The organism is Idiomarina aminovorans, assembly GCF_023155095.1.
GTDB lineage: Bacteria > Pseudomonadota > Gammaproteobacteria > Enterobacterales > Alteromonadaceae > Idiomarina > Idiomarina aminovorans.
This window is the reverse complement of sequence record NZ_JAKNDA010000002.1, coordinates 269704-282577: the sequence shown is the minus strand read 5'-3', so window position 1 is coordinate 282577 and position 12874 is coordinate 269704. Positions and strand designations below refer to the sequence as shown.

At 47.6% G+C, this 12874-nt stretch carries 14 protein-coding genes; 8 read left to right on the top strand and 6 right to left on the bottom strand.

Translation table 11 applies throughout. The features are described from left to right. Window position 1 precedes the first annotated feature (1 nt). From pdhR to ampD, 3 genes are all read right to left on the bottom strand, one after another. Window positions 2–748: a pyruvate dehydrogenase complex transcriptional repressor PdhR gene (pdhR, locus tag L8G48_RS05480; RefSeq protein ID WP_248263597.1), complete on the bottom strand. Its 747-nt coding sequence runs from the start codon at window positions 746–748 to the stop codon at window positions 2–4. An 85-nt stretch (window positions 749–833) separates the two neighbouring features. Then, a complete protein-coding gene (gene ampE, locus L8G48_RS05475) occupies window positions 834–1670 on the bottom strand; it encodes a beta-lactamase regulator AmpE (RefSeq protein WP_248263596.1) in 837 nt (278 codons plus the stop codon). Window positions 1671–1680: 10 nt separating this feature from the next. Further along, window positions 1681–2229: a 1,6-anhydro-N-acetylmuramyl-L-alanine amidase AmpD gene (gene ampD, locus L8G48_RS05470; RefSeq protein WP_248263595.1), complete on the bottom strand. Its 549-nt coding sequence runs from the start codon at window positions 2227–2229 to the stop codon at window positions 1681–1683. 67 nt (window positions 2230–2296) lie between these two features. Here ampD and nadC point away from each other — a divergent pair, with 67 nt between their 5' ends. From nadC to yacG, 8 genes are all read left to right on the top strand, one after another. Continuing rightward, entirely contained in the window at window positions 2297–3169 is an 873-nt protein-coding gene (gene nadC, locus L8G48_RS05465) for a carboxylating nicotinate-nucleotide diphosphorylase (protein WP_248263594.1), read from the top strand. An 86-nt stretch (window positions 3170–3255) separates the two neighbouring features. Then, on the top strand, window positions 3256–3738 hold the full coding sequence (locus L8G48_RS05460; RefSeq protein ID WP_248263593.1) for a pilin: 483 nt from the start codon (window positions 3256–3258) through the stop codon (window positions 3736–3738). After that, window positions 3738–5039 (top strand): GspE/PulE family protein, encoded by a 1302-nt coding sequence (locus L8G48_RS05455; RefSeq protein ID WP_248263592.1) that lies wholly within the window; start codon window positions 3738–3740, stop codon window positions 5037–5039. Before L8G48_RS05460 ends, L8G48_RS05455 begins: the two co-directional genes overlap by 1 nt. After that, entirely contained in the window at window positions 5026–6201 is a 1176-nt protein-coding gene (locus L8G48_RS05450; RefSeq protein ID WP_248263591.1) for a type II secretion system F family protein, read from the top strand. Before L8G48_RS05455 ends, L8G48_RS05450 begins: the two co-directional genes overlap by 14 nt. Window positions 6202–6219: 18 nt before the next feature. Then, window positions 6220–7080: a prepilin peptidase gene (locus L8G48_RS05445; protein ID WP_248263590.1), complete on the top strand. Its 861-nt coding sequence runs from the start codon at window positions 6220–6222 to the stop codon at window positions 7078–7080. A 1-nt stretch (window position 7081) separates the two neighbouring features. After that, the gene (gene coaE, locus L8G48_RS05440) at window positions 7082–7690 is read left to right on the top strand and encodes a dephospho-CoA kinase (protein ID WP_248263589.1); all 609 of its coding nucleotides are present in this window, start codon (window positions 7082–7084) and stop codon (window positions 7688–7690) included. Between the two features lie 40 nt (window positions 7691–7730). After that, the gene (zapD, locus tag L8G48_RS05435) at window positions 7731–8498 is read left to right on the top strand and encodes a cell division protein ZapD (RefSeq protein ID WP_248263588.1); all 768 of its coding nucleotides are present in this window, start codon (window positions 7731–7733) and stop codon (window positions 8496–8498) included. Then, a complete protein-coding gene (gene yacG / locus L8G48_RS05430; RefSeq protein WP_248263587.1) occupies window positions 8495–8689 on the top strand; it encodes a DNA gyrase inhibitor YacG in 195 nt (64 codons plus the stop codon). Before zapD ends, yacG begins: the two co-directional genes overlap by 4 nt. 1 nt (window position 8690) lies before the next feature. Here yacG and mutT read toward each other — a convergent pair whose 3' ends face one another. The 3 genes from mutT to L8G48_RS05415 form a co-directional block, all read right to left on the bottom strand. Further along, window positions 8691–9107, bottom strand: coding sequence for an 8-oxo-dGTP diphosphatase MutT (mutT, locus tag L8G48_RS05425; protein ID WP_248263586.1), 417 nt, complete (start codon window positions 9105–9107; stop codon window positions 8691–8693). Between the two features lie 6 nt (window positions 9108–9113). Continuing rightward, window positions 9114–11831 carry a preprotein translocase subunit SecA gene (secA, locus tag L8G48_RS05420; RefSeq protein ID WP_248263585.1) on the bottom strand — a complete coding sequence of 906 codons (2718 nt, stop codon included), beginning with the start codon at window positions 11829–11831 and terminating at the stop codon, window positions 9114–9116. Between the two features lie 82 nt (window positions 11832–11913). After that, window positions 11914–12846, bottom strand: coding sequence for a M23 family metallopeptidase (locus tag L8G48_RS05415; RefSeq protein WP_248263584.1), 933 nt, complete (start codon window positions 12844–12846; stop codon window positions 11914–11916). Window positions 12847–12874 lie beyond the last annotated feature (28 nt).

Below are 12874 nucleotides of genomic sequence, written 5' to 3'. Positions count from 1 at the left end.
TTCAGGAACGTCGTAGCGAACGTTGAATGCGTGACTGTTCTTTGCCTAAGTCTAACAATGTCTGTTCAATATAGGCCAAATGTTGGTGACACGCACCCCGTGCTTGCTCCGGTTCGCCAGCAACAATGGCACTGACCAGTTGCTGACGGTGTTGATTCAGTTTCTCCAGCAAGCCTTCGCGGCCAGCCAGTATTTCCAGATTCTGACGAATATTTTCCGCCAGCAACTCCTGCATGCCGTGTACAACATGCAACAAAATAACGTTATGTGAGGCCTCAGCAATACGATGGTAAAACTCAACTAAGGCATGAACTTGTTCATCAGTACTGCTCTTTTGACTACCGACTATGCTTTGTATACTCTCAGAGATTCGATCCAGATCGGCTTCGGTGCCTCTTAACGCCGCATAAAAAGATGAGATGCCTTCCAATGCATGACGAAACTCTAACAGATCAAATTGTGACTCAGGGTGTTTGGCCAGCAATTCAAACAAAGGTTCGGTCAACTGCTCGTTCATGCTGTTAACAACGTAGGTTCCGCCCCCCTGACGACGCTCTACCACACCTTTGGCTTCCAGTTTTTGAATAGCCTCGCGCAAAGAAGGACGTGACACATTAAACTGCTGAGCCAACTGCCGCTCTGACGGTAACTTTTGCCCGGCACCCAGCCGCCCGTCCACTATCATCTGCTCAAGATGAGCGACGATAGTATCGGATAACTTGGTTTGTTTTATGGGTAAATCCGGCATAACGGTAAATTGGTCAGACCAAAAGATTCATTTATTCTAAATCATTTGACCACTGAGCCCAAGTTTTTCTTAGCTGGTACAACCTCTAACTGACCCAGCCAATCAACGTCAGTACGGCAATAACACACACCCAGAATATCTGCTGACGACGCATTAAGCGCAGTTGACAAGCAATATGCTCGGTTCTGTCATCGGTATGCTGAGGACTGTCCTCCGCCTTACCGGCAACATCAAAAAGAAGCTTATCAGGGTTTATCTGAGGGTTCAGAGTCTGAGGTAACCATACCGCAAGCGCTCTTGAAAAATGCCCCACGAGCAGCAACCCAAAAGCTGAGAGCCTTGCCGGAACCCAGTCTGCAAACCAGACCAGTTGTTGCCACGGCTGATTCGAATTCGGTTCTTCTGATGGTTTTTCGGCGCACTTTTCAGCATAGCGTAAAGTGGCATAAACTAGGGCGCCAAAACTACCAAACAACACAAAATAGAACATCACTGCAATATATTGCCGATAATTGATCCAGATTAAAGAGTCGCTGAGTTGTTGCGGTTGATGATGACCGGCAAATTCAGTCAATGCTAACTGGCGTTTATTAGCCTCTGCTTCGTCACCCCGATTGGCGGCTTTTAAGTAAGCCTTATAGTCTTCACGGGCAGGTTCGCAATTGAACGCCAGCAGCAACGCCAGAATACTGACGATAAAAGTGACCATCAGGTTATCCAGCAGTACCACCAAAACCCCCACACCCAGCGCCGGAATCAATAAACGCACCAATTGCAATGGGTCGCTTTCCCATTTTTCATCTTTAAGCTTTACCGACGTCCAGCGTTGCCAGCGTTCTAAATAAAACGCCCAATGCAAAAACGCCGGACTGTGATACAAACGCTCAACGCTTAATGCTATCAGCAACGCAATGAGGACCATTCATGACTCCTTATAAGGCCTTTAAGTAGGTTTGCCAGTCAAATTCACTACCGGGGTCGGTTTTGCGGCCCGGGGCGATATGCTGATGGCCGACAATGCGTCGACGATTCAGCTTCGGGTATGTCGCGATGAGTGATTCGGTGACTCTAAGTAACTGTTCATACTGTTGTGAAGTATAGGCGCTGTCGTCGGTTCCTTCGAGCTCAATACCAATACTGAAATCGTTGCAGCGCCGACGGCCGCAGTAACGGGACATACCAGCGTGCCAGGCGCGCTTGTCAAATGGCACATACTGTTCGAGCGTACCATCGCGGCGAATAACACAATGTGCTGAGACGCGAACTCCCTTTAGAATAGAAAAGTCGGGATGCGTATCGGTTTCCAGCTCGCCCATAAATAACTGACGGACATAAGGCGTACCATATTGCCCCTCCGGCAAGCTGATGCAATGAATCACCAGCAGACTGATCTCGCTGGTCTGTGGGCGCTCATCGTAATGCGGAGACGAGTATTGCACTGCCGTTGTTATTTTATGATTTTTTATCGGGTTGCTTTTCACAGGCTCAACAAAACGGTAAAGTTTGCCCTCTAGTATCCGTATTGTTCGCTAAAAGGTAAAGCCATCTATGAGTCAGCCCGAGCTGCAACTTGCCATTCAAGACAGTGTCAGCGCCGCACTGAAGGAAGATTTATCCGGTAACGACGCCCGCCTTGATATTACCGCGCAACTGATTCTTGAACAGAGTCAGTCTTACGCCAGCATTATTACCCGCGAAGATGCCGTGATTTGTGGCTGCGACTGGGTTGACCAAGTATTCCATCAATTAGGGCAGGAAGTCGGCATTGAATGGCTGGTTCAAGACGGCGATAAAGTAACAGCCAACACCGAGCTGTGTCGCCTGAAGGGCCCCAGCCGAATTCTGTTGACCGGCGAGCGAACTGCACTGAACTTTTTGCAAACGTTATCAGCAACCGCGACCACTACTTACCAATACAGCCAACTGTTGAAGGATTATAAAACGCAACTGCTGGATACCCGTAAAACACTACCCGGCATGCGTTTAGCGCAGAAATATGCGGTGCGTTGCGGCGGTGGAGTGAACCACCGTATCGGTTTGTTTGATGCCTATCTGATTAAAGAAAATCACATTTTTGCCTGTGGTGGTATTGCTCAGGCGGTTACCGCCGCAAAACAACTGAACCCGGGCAAAACCGTGGAAGTTGAAGTCGAAAACCTAAATGAATTCTCACAGGCATTAGCCGCACAAGCAGACGTAATTATGCTGGATAACTTTAGCCTGGTCGATATTGAACAGGCAGTGAAACAAAGCAGAGCTAATGAAGCCCACACCGCTAAACTGGAAGTGTCCGGCAATATTACCGATGCCCGCTTGCCGGAACTTGCGGCTACGGGGGTGGATTTTATTTCTTCCGGCGCTTTGACCAAGAACATTCAAGCCATTGATTTATCAATGAGAATTTCAGAAGGTAACCAATAGATAGCAAATAACTTACAGGAAAATAGAATTTACTAATGGGTTCCGGTAAGCCACAGTTCTGCTGTTTTTGAACAGGGAGCTGTCTTATGCAGGAAGCACATTTTTACCGCGTACGCGTTATTCGTTTTCCCGGTAACGGTTTTAGTCTTATTGAAATGATGGTGGTGGTCGCCATCATTGCCATTTTATCGGCCATTGCCGTTCCGTCGTACACTTACTACACACAGCAGGCTAAGGTGAGTAAAGCCTTAGCTCATGCTCAGCCATTACAGTTAGGCATTGCCTTATGCTGGCAAATTGAAGGCCAGTTAACCCAGTGTAACCAAGCGGGCAATAATGGCATCCCCTCGGTGCCTTCACCTTTGCCCGATGAACTCAGTGATCTCAGCCTGACTCAGGCTGCAGCTGTGCGATTAACGCTCAATTCCGTCAATATTAACAATCAACCACTGCAGATTGAACTCACTCCAAATACGGCAACGACTCACTTGGCCTGGAACATTGCCTGCTCTGACTTCGGCGAAGCACGTTCGGTCGTGCAAAATTGTGAACAGCAGGTAAACTACTGATGAGTTTTGTCGCGCGCTGTTCACTGACCCACCTTGCCCCACGTTTGAGCGCGGCAAAGGGCGAGAATGATACCTTTCTCCTGCAACACGGGCTGCTTCTCTTTGCCGAGAGTGAACACTGGGCGCTATTAATAAAACAGTCCGGTTTTCCGCCTGTTGATGCGGTACTGTTAAGTTTCTACAGCGATAAGCGAGTGATGATTATTGGGGGCGAAGGTGCACTTTCCGGTATTCAGCTGGCGCATGAATCGGCTATTGAATACGTCCAACAACTGCTACTGCACTGTTCTGAAAACAGCTTGTCTGACCTTCATCTGCAACCACAACGCGATGGCATTGTCGTCAGAGGTCGTGAAGCCGGAGCATTAAATAGCCTGGACTTTCTGCTGCCGAATTTTGGTCAGCAGGTCTATTCACGCATTAAGGTTCTCGCTAACCTCGACTTAACGGAACAGCGCCAACCGCAAGATGGACGATTGTCAGTGCTATCCGATGATAACCGGCAGCATGAGTTTCGTTTAAGCTGCTGTCCGGTTATTGGTGGTGAGAAATTAGTGCTCCGATGCTTGCAGGCAACAGATAATATTACACCACTACAACAGACCGGCCTGCTGAAAGAACAATACCGCTGGTTTGCTCGAAGCCTTAATCAAAGTCAGGGCTTAATTTTGGTCACCGGCCCCACCGGCAGCGGCAAAACTTCTACGCTGTACAGCGCAATGAATCAATTAGATAACGACCGCAGCAATGTCTGCAGTGTTGAAGATCCAGTCGAAGTGCCCCTTCCCGGCTGCAGCCAGGTAATGGTGAATACGCGTCAGGGGTTAACCTTTGCGTATATTCTCAGAACGTTGCTCAGACAAGACCCTGATGTCATTCTTATTGGCGAAATACGCGATGCAGAAACCGCAAAAATTGCCATACAGGCGGCTCAAACCGGGCATTTGGTTCTGAGCTCACTGCACACCAACAATTGTATCGATAGTATAAAGCGGCTGGAATCCTTGGGGGTTAACCCCTTAGATATCCGCAGTTCATTAAAATTGATAGTCAGCCAGCGCCTTTTTTCCCTGCGGGAACCGCAAACCGACGCGGAGCAAAAACGCCAGGCGGTATTTGAAGTGGTGCCCTGGTTAGAGCAGGCTGAAACCCTATTGAAAGCAAAAACAGACAGTAACGATCTGCGCCATTATTTACAGCAGTTAAAGCTTCCGGACTTTTCACAAGCATTGCAGCATTATATTGACGCTGGCCTTATCAGCAGTACTGAGAGGGAGCGTTTTGCTTATGAGTCTGACTAGTTACTGCTGGTACTGGCAAGCCAATAATCAATGCGGCTTGATTCATGCGGACTCTGCACTTCAGGCAAAACAATTACTGTCCCAGCACCACATTAGATACACAAAAATAAAACGCCTGTCGGGCCGGCAGCGGAAGCTTTATCAACCGAAGTTATCGCTCTGGTCGCTATTACTGCAACAAACGGCCAATTTGTTAGCAAGCGGATTACCGCTCTCTGAAGCACTACGACACAGTATCTGTGAAACACAGTCGAAAGGGCTGCGCTGGCTAACAGAAGATTGTATTCGCAGTATTGAACGTGGCCTGTCTTTCAGTCGCGCACTGGCTGATTACAGAGGCTGGCTGCCGGAAGCCGATATTAACGCCATAGCCTGGGCTGAACAAAACGGGCAACTTACTGATGCGTTGAACCAGCTGCACCGGTTTGCTGAACGGCAGCAGCAACTAAAAAAGCAGTTAGCTAAAGCGTTGCGATATCCGGTTATTGTATTGATAGTGGCTATGGGTGTCTGCCTGATGATGATGGGCTGGGTGCTCCCCAGTTTCGCACAGCTGTTCGGTGAAGGTGAATTGCCCCGGTTAACCGCTACCTTGTTAAATTTTTCAGCGTTTTTACGGGGACAAGCGGTCATAATTATCAGCATCATAGTGGTAGCTTCAGGTATTATATTTGCTATCAGAAACAGAGCACCTCTGCTTTGGCAGCACTCACTGGCTCGTTTACCGATGATTGGAAAATTGCTACAGGACAGTCAGCTGCAGCAGTTATTTCACCGTTTAGCGGTGGCCCTGCATGCCGGCATCGACGCCCGGCAAGCCTTAAGCAGTACACAATCTTCACTGAACTGGCTGCCGCATCGTTTGGCTTTACAGCAAGTTCAGCAACAACTGGAGTCCGGTAATGGCTGGGTTGACAGCTTTCGTGTTAGTGCCCTCAACGAACCTCGTACGCTTAGTTTTCTTAAAGTTGCCGAGCAAAGCGGTAAAATTGATAATGCCTTTTCCGTGCTGGCTGATTTTCGGCAACAGCGCTTTGAGCAAAATTGTGAACGTTTGATTGACCTGGCTGAGCCCTTGCTGATGGTGGTTTTAGGCGGCATTATAGGCACTCTTTTGGTCGCTATGTATTTACCGCTGTTTTCTATGGGGCAGCAACTTTAATCATTAAGGAACCGAAGCATGGAATACTTGCTCGCTGCTGAGTCTTTACCGACATTGGTGTTGGCTTTGTTACTGGGAGCCGTTATCGGCAGCTTCTTGAATGTCGTTATTGTTCGCTTGCCAGTGCAGCTGCAGCAGCAGTGGCAACGCGAATGTGCGGAAATGAGCGGTACCCCGGTTACGCAAAAAGACCGTTTTTCTATTGCGGCACCGGGCTCACACTGTCCTGAATGCAAGACCACCATTGCCTGGTACGATAATATACCACTGCTGAGCTACCTGATTTTACGCGCCCGCTGTCGCCACTGCCACACCCGTATTCCGGTAACCTACTGGCTGGTAGAAATTATCAGTTGTCTTACATTTGGGCTGGTTGCCTGGCACTACGGATTCAGCATGACTGCGCTGGTTTATGTCACGGTGTTTTCAATCCTCATCTGTCTGTTGGTCATTGACTTCCGTCACCAGTTACTTCCGGACCAACTGACCTACCCTTTGCTGTGGATTGCTTTGCTCTGGTCTCTTTCTGACAACAGTGCCATGACACCCAGTTTAGCTATTATCGGAGCCGCCGCCGGGTACCTGAGTTTATGGAGTGTGTACTGGGCTTTTAAACTGATAACCGGCAAAGAGGGCATGGGTTATGGCGACTTTAAATTACTGGCAGGTATTACCGCTTTCACCGGCGCAACAGTCTTACCAGTAACCATTCTTGCAAGTTCGGTTGGCGGTGCTGTCATCGGCCTGATTCTGTTGCGCCGGAAAAATCGGTCACAGCCAATACCCTTTGGACCTTTTCTCATTGGCGGTGGGCTGCTTAGCTACTTTTACGGCACCGAGCTCTTGTTCGGCTACTGGCGTTGGTTAGGAGGCGTTTGAAATGACCTATGTGGTTGGTGTAACAGGAGGCATCGGTAGCGGCAAGTCTGCGGCCACTGCCGAATTTGAAAAACTGGGTATTACCATTGTCGATGCTGATGTCGTTGCCCGACAGGTTGTAATGCCCGGCAGTCCTTGCCTACGTGCCATTGCAGAGCATTTTGGTGCAGAGCTACTGACTGAAAAGGGCGAACTTGATCGCAAAGCGCTGCGCCAGCGGGTGTTTTCTAATTCTGAAGATAAAGAGTGGCTGAATCACTTATTACATCCTGCCATCCGCGAAGAAATTTTAACTCAGCTGAAGCTGGCTCAATCGCCTTATGTGATATTGTCAGCCCCTTTGTTACTGGAAAATAAACTAGAGAAATACTGCCACCGAGTTTTGGTCGTGGATGTTCCCGAAACCAAACAATTGCAGCGAACGATTCAGCGCGACAACAGTCCTAAAGAAGAAGTTGAGGCTATTATGAAAGCCCAGTTAAGCCGCGCTGAAAGGCTGCAAAAAGCGGACGATATTCTGAATAACAATGGCACTATCGAAAGCCTTCAACAACAAGTTAATCAATTGCATCAACGCTATCTGGCGGCAATCATTGCACAGGAAAAGTAATACGCTATTATAGGAACAGACTCCACCAATTGGCAATCGCATGACATCTACTGATAACGACAACATTCTTTATGAATATCCGCTTCAGGAGCGCATGCGAACCTATCTGCGATTAGAGCACGGTTTTGAACAATTGAAAGCCAGCCAGAAATGCCTTGAGGAACAGGCAGAACCTTTCTTTAACGCCTTATTTGACGTTACAGAGTTACTTGAACGCTTTGATATCCGCACCGAACTGAGTAAAGATTTAGAACTGGACAAGCAACGTTTGCAAAAATGGGAAGAGCACCCTGACGTTAATCACGATGCCTTAAGTAAGACTGTCCATGAAATTGAGCACTGCCTTAATCTGCTACAGGATATCCCGAAGTATTTACGCCTATTAAAAGACGATGCGTTATTGGCCAGTATCCGGCAGCGTTTCAGTCAACCAGGAATGAGTGGTCTGTTCGAGTTACCGCAGCTGCATTTATGGTTGAGCCAGTCTGCGCAGGCAAAACAGCAACAATGCGAAAGCTGGCGCACAACACTGGCTTTTGTCGATTTAGCGATAACGTTAAAACTGACACTGTTGCGTGAACAATCTGTGTTTGTACCTATGCAAATTCAAAATGGGTTCTTACAGGAAAGTTCTGAGCAATTGCTGGCCATGTTACGAATTAAAGTGCCGCAGTCGGCCAGTATTTATCCCGTTGTTAGTGGGCATAGGCAACGTTTTACGGTACGATTCATGCCATTACCCGGCGGGGAGAACAAAGAAACCTCCCTGCAAGATATTAAATTTGAACTCGCAAGGTGCAGTCCATGAGCATAACGGTTAATTGTCCAACCTGTCAGACAGAGGTTGAATGGTCAGAGAAATCCGCTTCCAGGCCTTTTTGTAGTGAGCGCTGTAAACTCATTGACTTAGGTGAATGGGCCAACGAAGAGAAAACAATTCCCGGGGAACCTGTTTTAGTCGCTAATGATGACGACAGCAATGAACAACAGGACAGCTAATTTAGTAAGCGTTTAGCGACTGCATAATGCACTCGACAATGGGTTGATTGGCTTCAGGAAACTGGAACGCATCCAGTTGGTTTTTATCAACCCAGCACCAATCTTGCCCTTCCAGCTGACGCGCTTCACCATCGTAAGAAAGCACCCACCAGACATCCAGTAAAACACGTTTGTCTTTATACTGATGTTCAATCACCGTTAACGGCGCCATATCGGTAACATCAATACCGCACTCTTCTTTCAGTTCACGCTGTAATGCCTGTTGGACGCTCTCGTCCGGCTCGACTTTACCGCCGGGAAATTCCCACTTTCCACCCTGATGCTGTTCAGGATGACGCTGGGCGATAAAAATCTCACCCTGCTCATTTTCAATCACGCCTACTGCAACATGTACAGCAGGCGATTTTTCGGTTTTCATAGTAACCTACAGTTTACCGTGACAATGTTTGTATTTTTTCCCTGACCCACAAGGACAAGGTTCATTACGGCCCACTTTTCCGCCTTTACGAACTGGCTGCCCCTTTGATTCAGCAGCTTCTTGCTGTGGTTCTTCAGCCGCCGGGCTGTTTTGTTCATGACGAAATTCACGAGGTGCGCTATCGGCAGCCTTGCGTTGTTCGTCAACGGCATCGACATCTTCCTGGGCACGGACTTTGACCTTGCTCAGAATAGTCACCACATCCAGTTTTAAAGCTTCCAGCATCTCGGTAAAGAGTGTAAAGGCTTCTTTTTTATACTCTTGTTTCGGGTTTTTCTGCGCGTAGCCGCGTAAATGAATTCCCTGACGCAGGTGATCCATCGAAGCCAAATGCTCTTTCCAATGCTGATCAAGACTTTGCAACATAATGGATTTTTCAAAGCGCCGTAATACTTCCGGGCCTACCATCTCTTCTTTTTCCTGATAGGACTTCACCAGCTCTTCCAGTACCCGTTCACGCAAAACTTCTTCATGGAAATGCTCTTCATCATCCAGCCATTGCTGTAATGGCAATTCGATATGGAAATCGCCACGAAGACGTTCTTCCAGAGCTTTTAATTCCCATAGCTCAGCTAAAGACTGAGGCGGAACGTACTCGCTAATAACACTGTTAATAACATCTTCACGAATAGCAACAACGGTTTCAGAGATATCACCTTCGTCGAGCAGTTCATTACGTTGTTCGTAAACAACACTGCGCTGATCATTAGCTACGTCATCATATTCGAGCAGTTGTTTACGCACATCAAAGTTACGCCCTTCAACCTTACGCTGCGCGTTTTCAATGGCGCGAGTCACCCAAGGGTGCTCTATAGATTCACCTTCTTTCATGCCGAGGCGCTTCATCATGGTTGTCATACGATCTGAAGCGAAAATACGCATCAGCGGATCTTCCAGCGACAGATAAAAACGCGAAGAGCCCGGGTCACCCTGACGACCGGAACGACCACGTAACTGGTTATCGATACGGCGTGACTCATGGCGCTCGGTACCAATAATATGCAAGCCACCGGCTTCAATAACAGCGTCGTGCAACTTCTGCCAGTCCTGCTTTATTTTCTCTATTTTATCGTTTGATGGCTCTTCCAGTTTTTCAACTTCGGTCATCCAGCTCCCGCCTAACACGATATCGGTACCACGACCGGCCATGTTGGTGGCAATGGTAACGGTTCCCGGACGACCCGCCTGAGCGATAATATCCGCTTCGTGCTCGTGGAACTTCGCATTCAATACTGCATGAGGGATTTTCTTTTTCTTCAGCAACTGCGACAACAATTCAGAATTTTCGATAGAGACCGTACCGACCAGTACCGGACGCTTCTGCTTACGGCATTCTTCTATATCTTCGGCTATTGCCTCGTACTTTTCTAAGGTTGTCAGGTAAATAAGATCGGCTCTGTCATCCCGAACCATGGGTTTATTGGTTGGCAGGACAATGGTTTCGAGACCGTAAATCGACTGGAACTCAAAGGCTTCAGTATCGGCGGTACCGGTCATACCGGCCAGTTTGTTGTACAAACGGAAATAGTTCTGGAAGGTAATGGATGCCAGCGTCTGGTTTTCGTTCTGAATTGGCACGCCTTCTTTGGCTTCTACCGCCTGGTGCAAGCCTTCTGACCAACGACGACCCTCCATGGTACGGCCGGTATGCTCGTCAACGATAACGATCTTGTCGTCTTTAATAATGTAGTCGACATCTTTTTGGAACAGGTGATGAGCACGTAAGGCAGCATTAATGTGGTGTAATAAAATGATATTAGCCGCTGAGTAAAGCGAGTCATCATCGTCAAGCATACTTTTTTCTTTCAGTAGATCTTCGATATGCTCCTGCCCATGCTCGGTAAGATGCAGCTGTTTGGCTTTTTCATCAATGGTGAAATCGCCGTCACCTTTCTCTTCTTCTGTGTCTTCTTTTTCCTGACGTACCAATTGCGGAACCAGCTCATTCATTTTGCGGTACATTTCAGAGCTGTCTTCGGCCGGTCCGGAAATAATGAGTGGCGTTCGTGCTTCATCAATCAGAATTGAGTCAACCTCATCCACCAAAGCGTAATTGAGTTCGCGCTGAACTCTGTCTTGTGGTGCAAAAGCCATATTGTCGCGCAGGTAATCAAAACCAAATTCGTTATTAGTACCGTAGGTAATATCCGCCTGATAAGCCGCCTTTTTATCTTCCGGAGCCATGCCCGGAATATTAAAAGCAACGGTTAATCCAAGGAAATCGAATAAAGGCTGGTTAAACTCAGCATCACGCTTTGCCAGATAATCATTTACCGTAATAATGTGAACACCTTTACCCGGTAAAGCATTCAAGTACGCCGCTAAGGTTGCCGTCAGAGTTTTACCTTCCCCCGTTTTCATTTCGGCGATGCGATTGTCGTTCAGCACCATACCGCCAATAAGCTGTACGTCAAAATGGCGCATGCCAAATACACGCTTACTGGCTTCACGCACTGTTGCAAAGGCTTCGGGTAAGATTTTTTCAATGTGTTCGCCGTGGTTCAGGCGCTTACGAAATTCGGTGGTTTTCTCTTTCAGCTCGGCATCACTCAAGGCTTCAAACTCGGGTTCAAGCGAATTGATTCGCTCAGCGTCTTTTTGCATGGGTTTGAGAATGCGATCGTTGCGACTACCAAATACTTTTCGAAACAGACTGCCTAGCATGAGATTCTTTTATCCTGTGTTACTTTCCTGAACAACAAAAGCGGTACCGGAGTACCGCCTACGTTCTAATTAATTTACCCAGTTATTTTGAGTCGGCTTTACGATACACGAATTGATTAGGGTCAATTTGACGGCCGTTACGCAAAACTTCGTAATGCACATGCGGACCGGTTGAACGACCCGTGCTTCCCATTTCAGATATTTGTTGGCCTCGGGTAACGACATCACCCACTGAAACCAAGATTTCATCATTATGCCCATAGCGGGTTTTTAGACCGCCACCGTGATCAATTTCAATCAACTTACCATAGCCATATCGATCACCGGCCCAGGTTACAACCCCTGCGCCGGTCGCAATAATTTTGACGTCTTCATTATAACTGGCAAAGTCTAAACCCTTATGCATGGCAGGTGTGCCATTAAAAGGGTCTTTGCGAACACCGTATTGCGAAGACAACCAACCATCTGAGATTGGACGACCCGCAATATACGCATCATTAGTAAGTTGGTGATTCATCATTACAGATTCAAGTAGCGATAGCTGTTTTTGTTTGTCAGAGATTTGCGACAACATATTTTCGATTTCGGTAATGACATCCGTACCCGAGCTATGCGGAAGTTCCGCGACTTTTATCTCTGGTCCACCTAAAGGCAGATCCTGATTAAAATTGAACTCGCCGTTATCAAGGTTAGCAACGCCAGCTAAACGTTCACCCAAAGCATCCAGACGACGCATCTGAGCCCTTAATTCGCCCAGATAAACAGTCATAGCACCGAGTCTTTTCTGAGTATCTTCTTTCAGCCCTTTAAGTGCCTGCTGCTGCAGGGCGAGCTTTTTTTGTTCTTGGGTTATCTTATTCTGAGCCAGTGCGGGATCGATACCCTGATACTGCCATGGCTGCCAGGTTGCAAGTCCAATAAAGGCTGCAATGCCGACAAAGGAGAAAAACCGACGTCGACTTAACCGAATACGAAAACGTATTTTGGAGCCTCGATAAAAGACTGATAAACTCATCTGAACTCTCTTATAATTTGCCTACTAC

Excerpts from the sequence above, each read along its gene's own strand:
- pdhR (WP_248263597.1), bottom strand. The coding sequence starts at position 748 with ATGCCGGATTTACCCATAAAACAAACCAAGTTATCCGATACTATCGTC.
- coaE (WP_248263589.1), top strand. The coding sequence starts at position 7,082 with ATGACCTATGTGGTTGGTGTAACAGGAGGCATCGGTAGCGGCAAGTCT.
- secA (WP_248263585.1), bottom strand. The coding sequence starts at position 11,831 with ATGCTAGGCAGTCTGTTTCGAAAAGTATTTGGTAGTCGCAACGATCGC.
- L8G48_RS05450 (WP_248263591.1), top strand. The coding sequence starts at position 5,026 with ATGAGTCTGACTAGTTACTGCTGGTACTGGCAAGCCAATAATCAATGC.
- L8G48_RS05415 (WP_248263584.1), bottom strand. The coding sequence starts at position 12,846 with ATGAGTTTATCAGTCTTTTATCGAGGCTCCAAAATACGTTTTCGTATT.
- mutT (WP_248263586.1), bottom strand. The coding sequence starts at position 9,107 with ATGAAAACCGAAAAATCGCCTGCTGTACATGTTGCAGTAGGCGTGATT.
- L8G48_RS05445 (WP_248263590.1), top strand. The coding sequence starts at position 6,220 with ATGGAATACTTGCTCGCTGCTGAGTCTTTACCGACATTGGTGTTGGCT.
- ampE (WP_248263596.1), bottom strand. The coding sequence starts at position 1,670 with ATGGTCCTCATTGCGTTGCTGATAGCATTAAGCGTTGAGCGTTTGTAT.
- L8G48_RS05460 (WP_248263593.1), top strand. The coding sequence starts at position 3,256 with ATGCAGGAAGCACATTTTTACCGCGTACGCGTTATTCGTTTTCCCGGT.
- L8G48_RS05455 (WP_248263592.1), top strand. The coding sequence starts at position 3,738 with ATGAGTTTTGTCGCGCGCTGTTCACTGACCCACCTTGCCCCACGTTTG.
- yacG (WP_248263587.1), top strand. The coding sequence starts at position 8,495 with ATGAGCATAACGGTTAATTGTCCAACCTGTCAGACAGAGGTTGAATGG.
- zapD (WP_248263588.1), top strand. The coding sequence starts at position 7,731 with ATGACATCTACTGATAACGACAACATTCTTTATGAATATCCGCTTCAG.
- nadC (WP_248263594.1), top strand. The coding sequence starts at position 2,297 with ATGAGTCAGCCCGAGCTGCAACTTGCCATTCAAGACAGTGTCAGCGCC.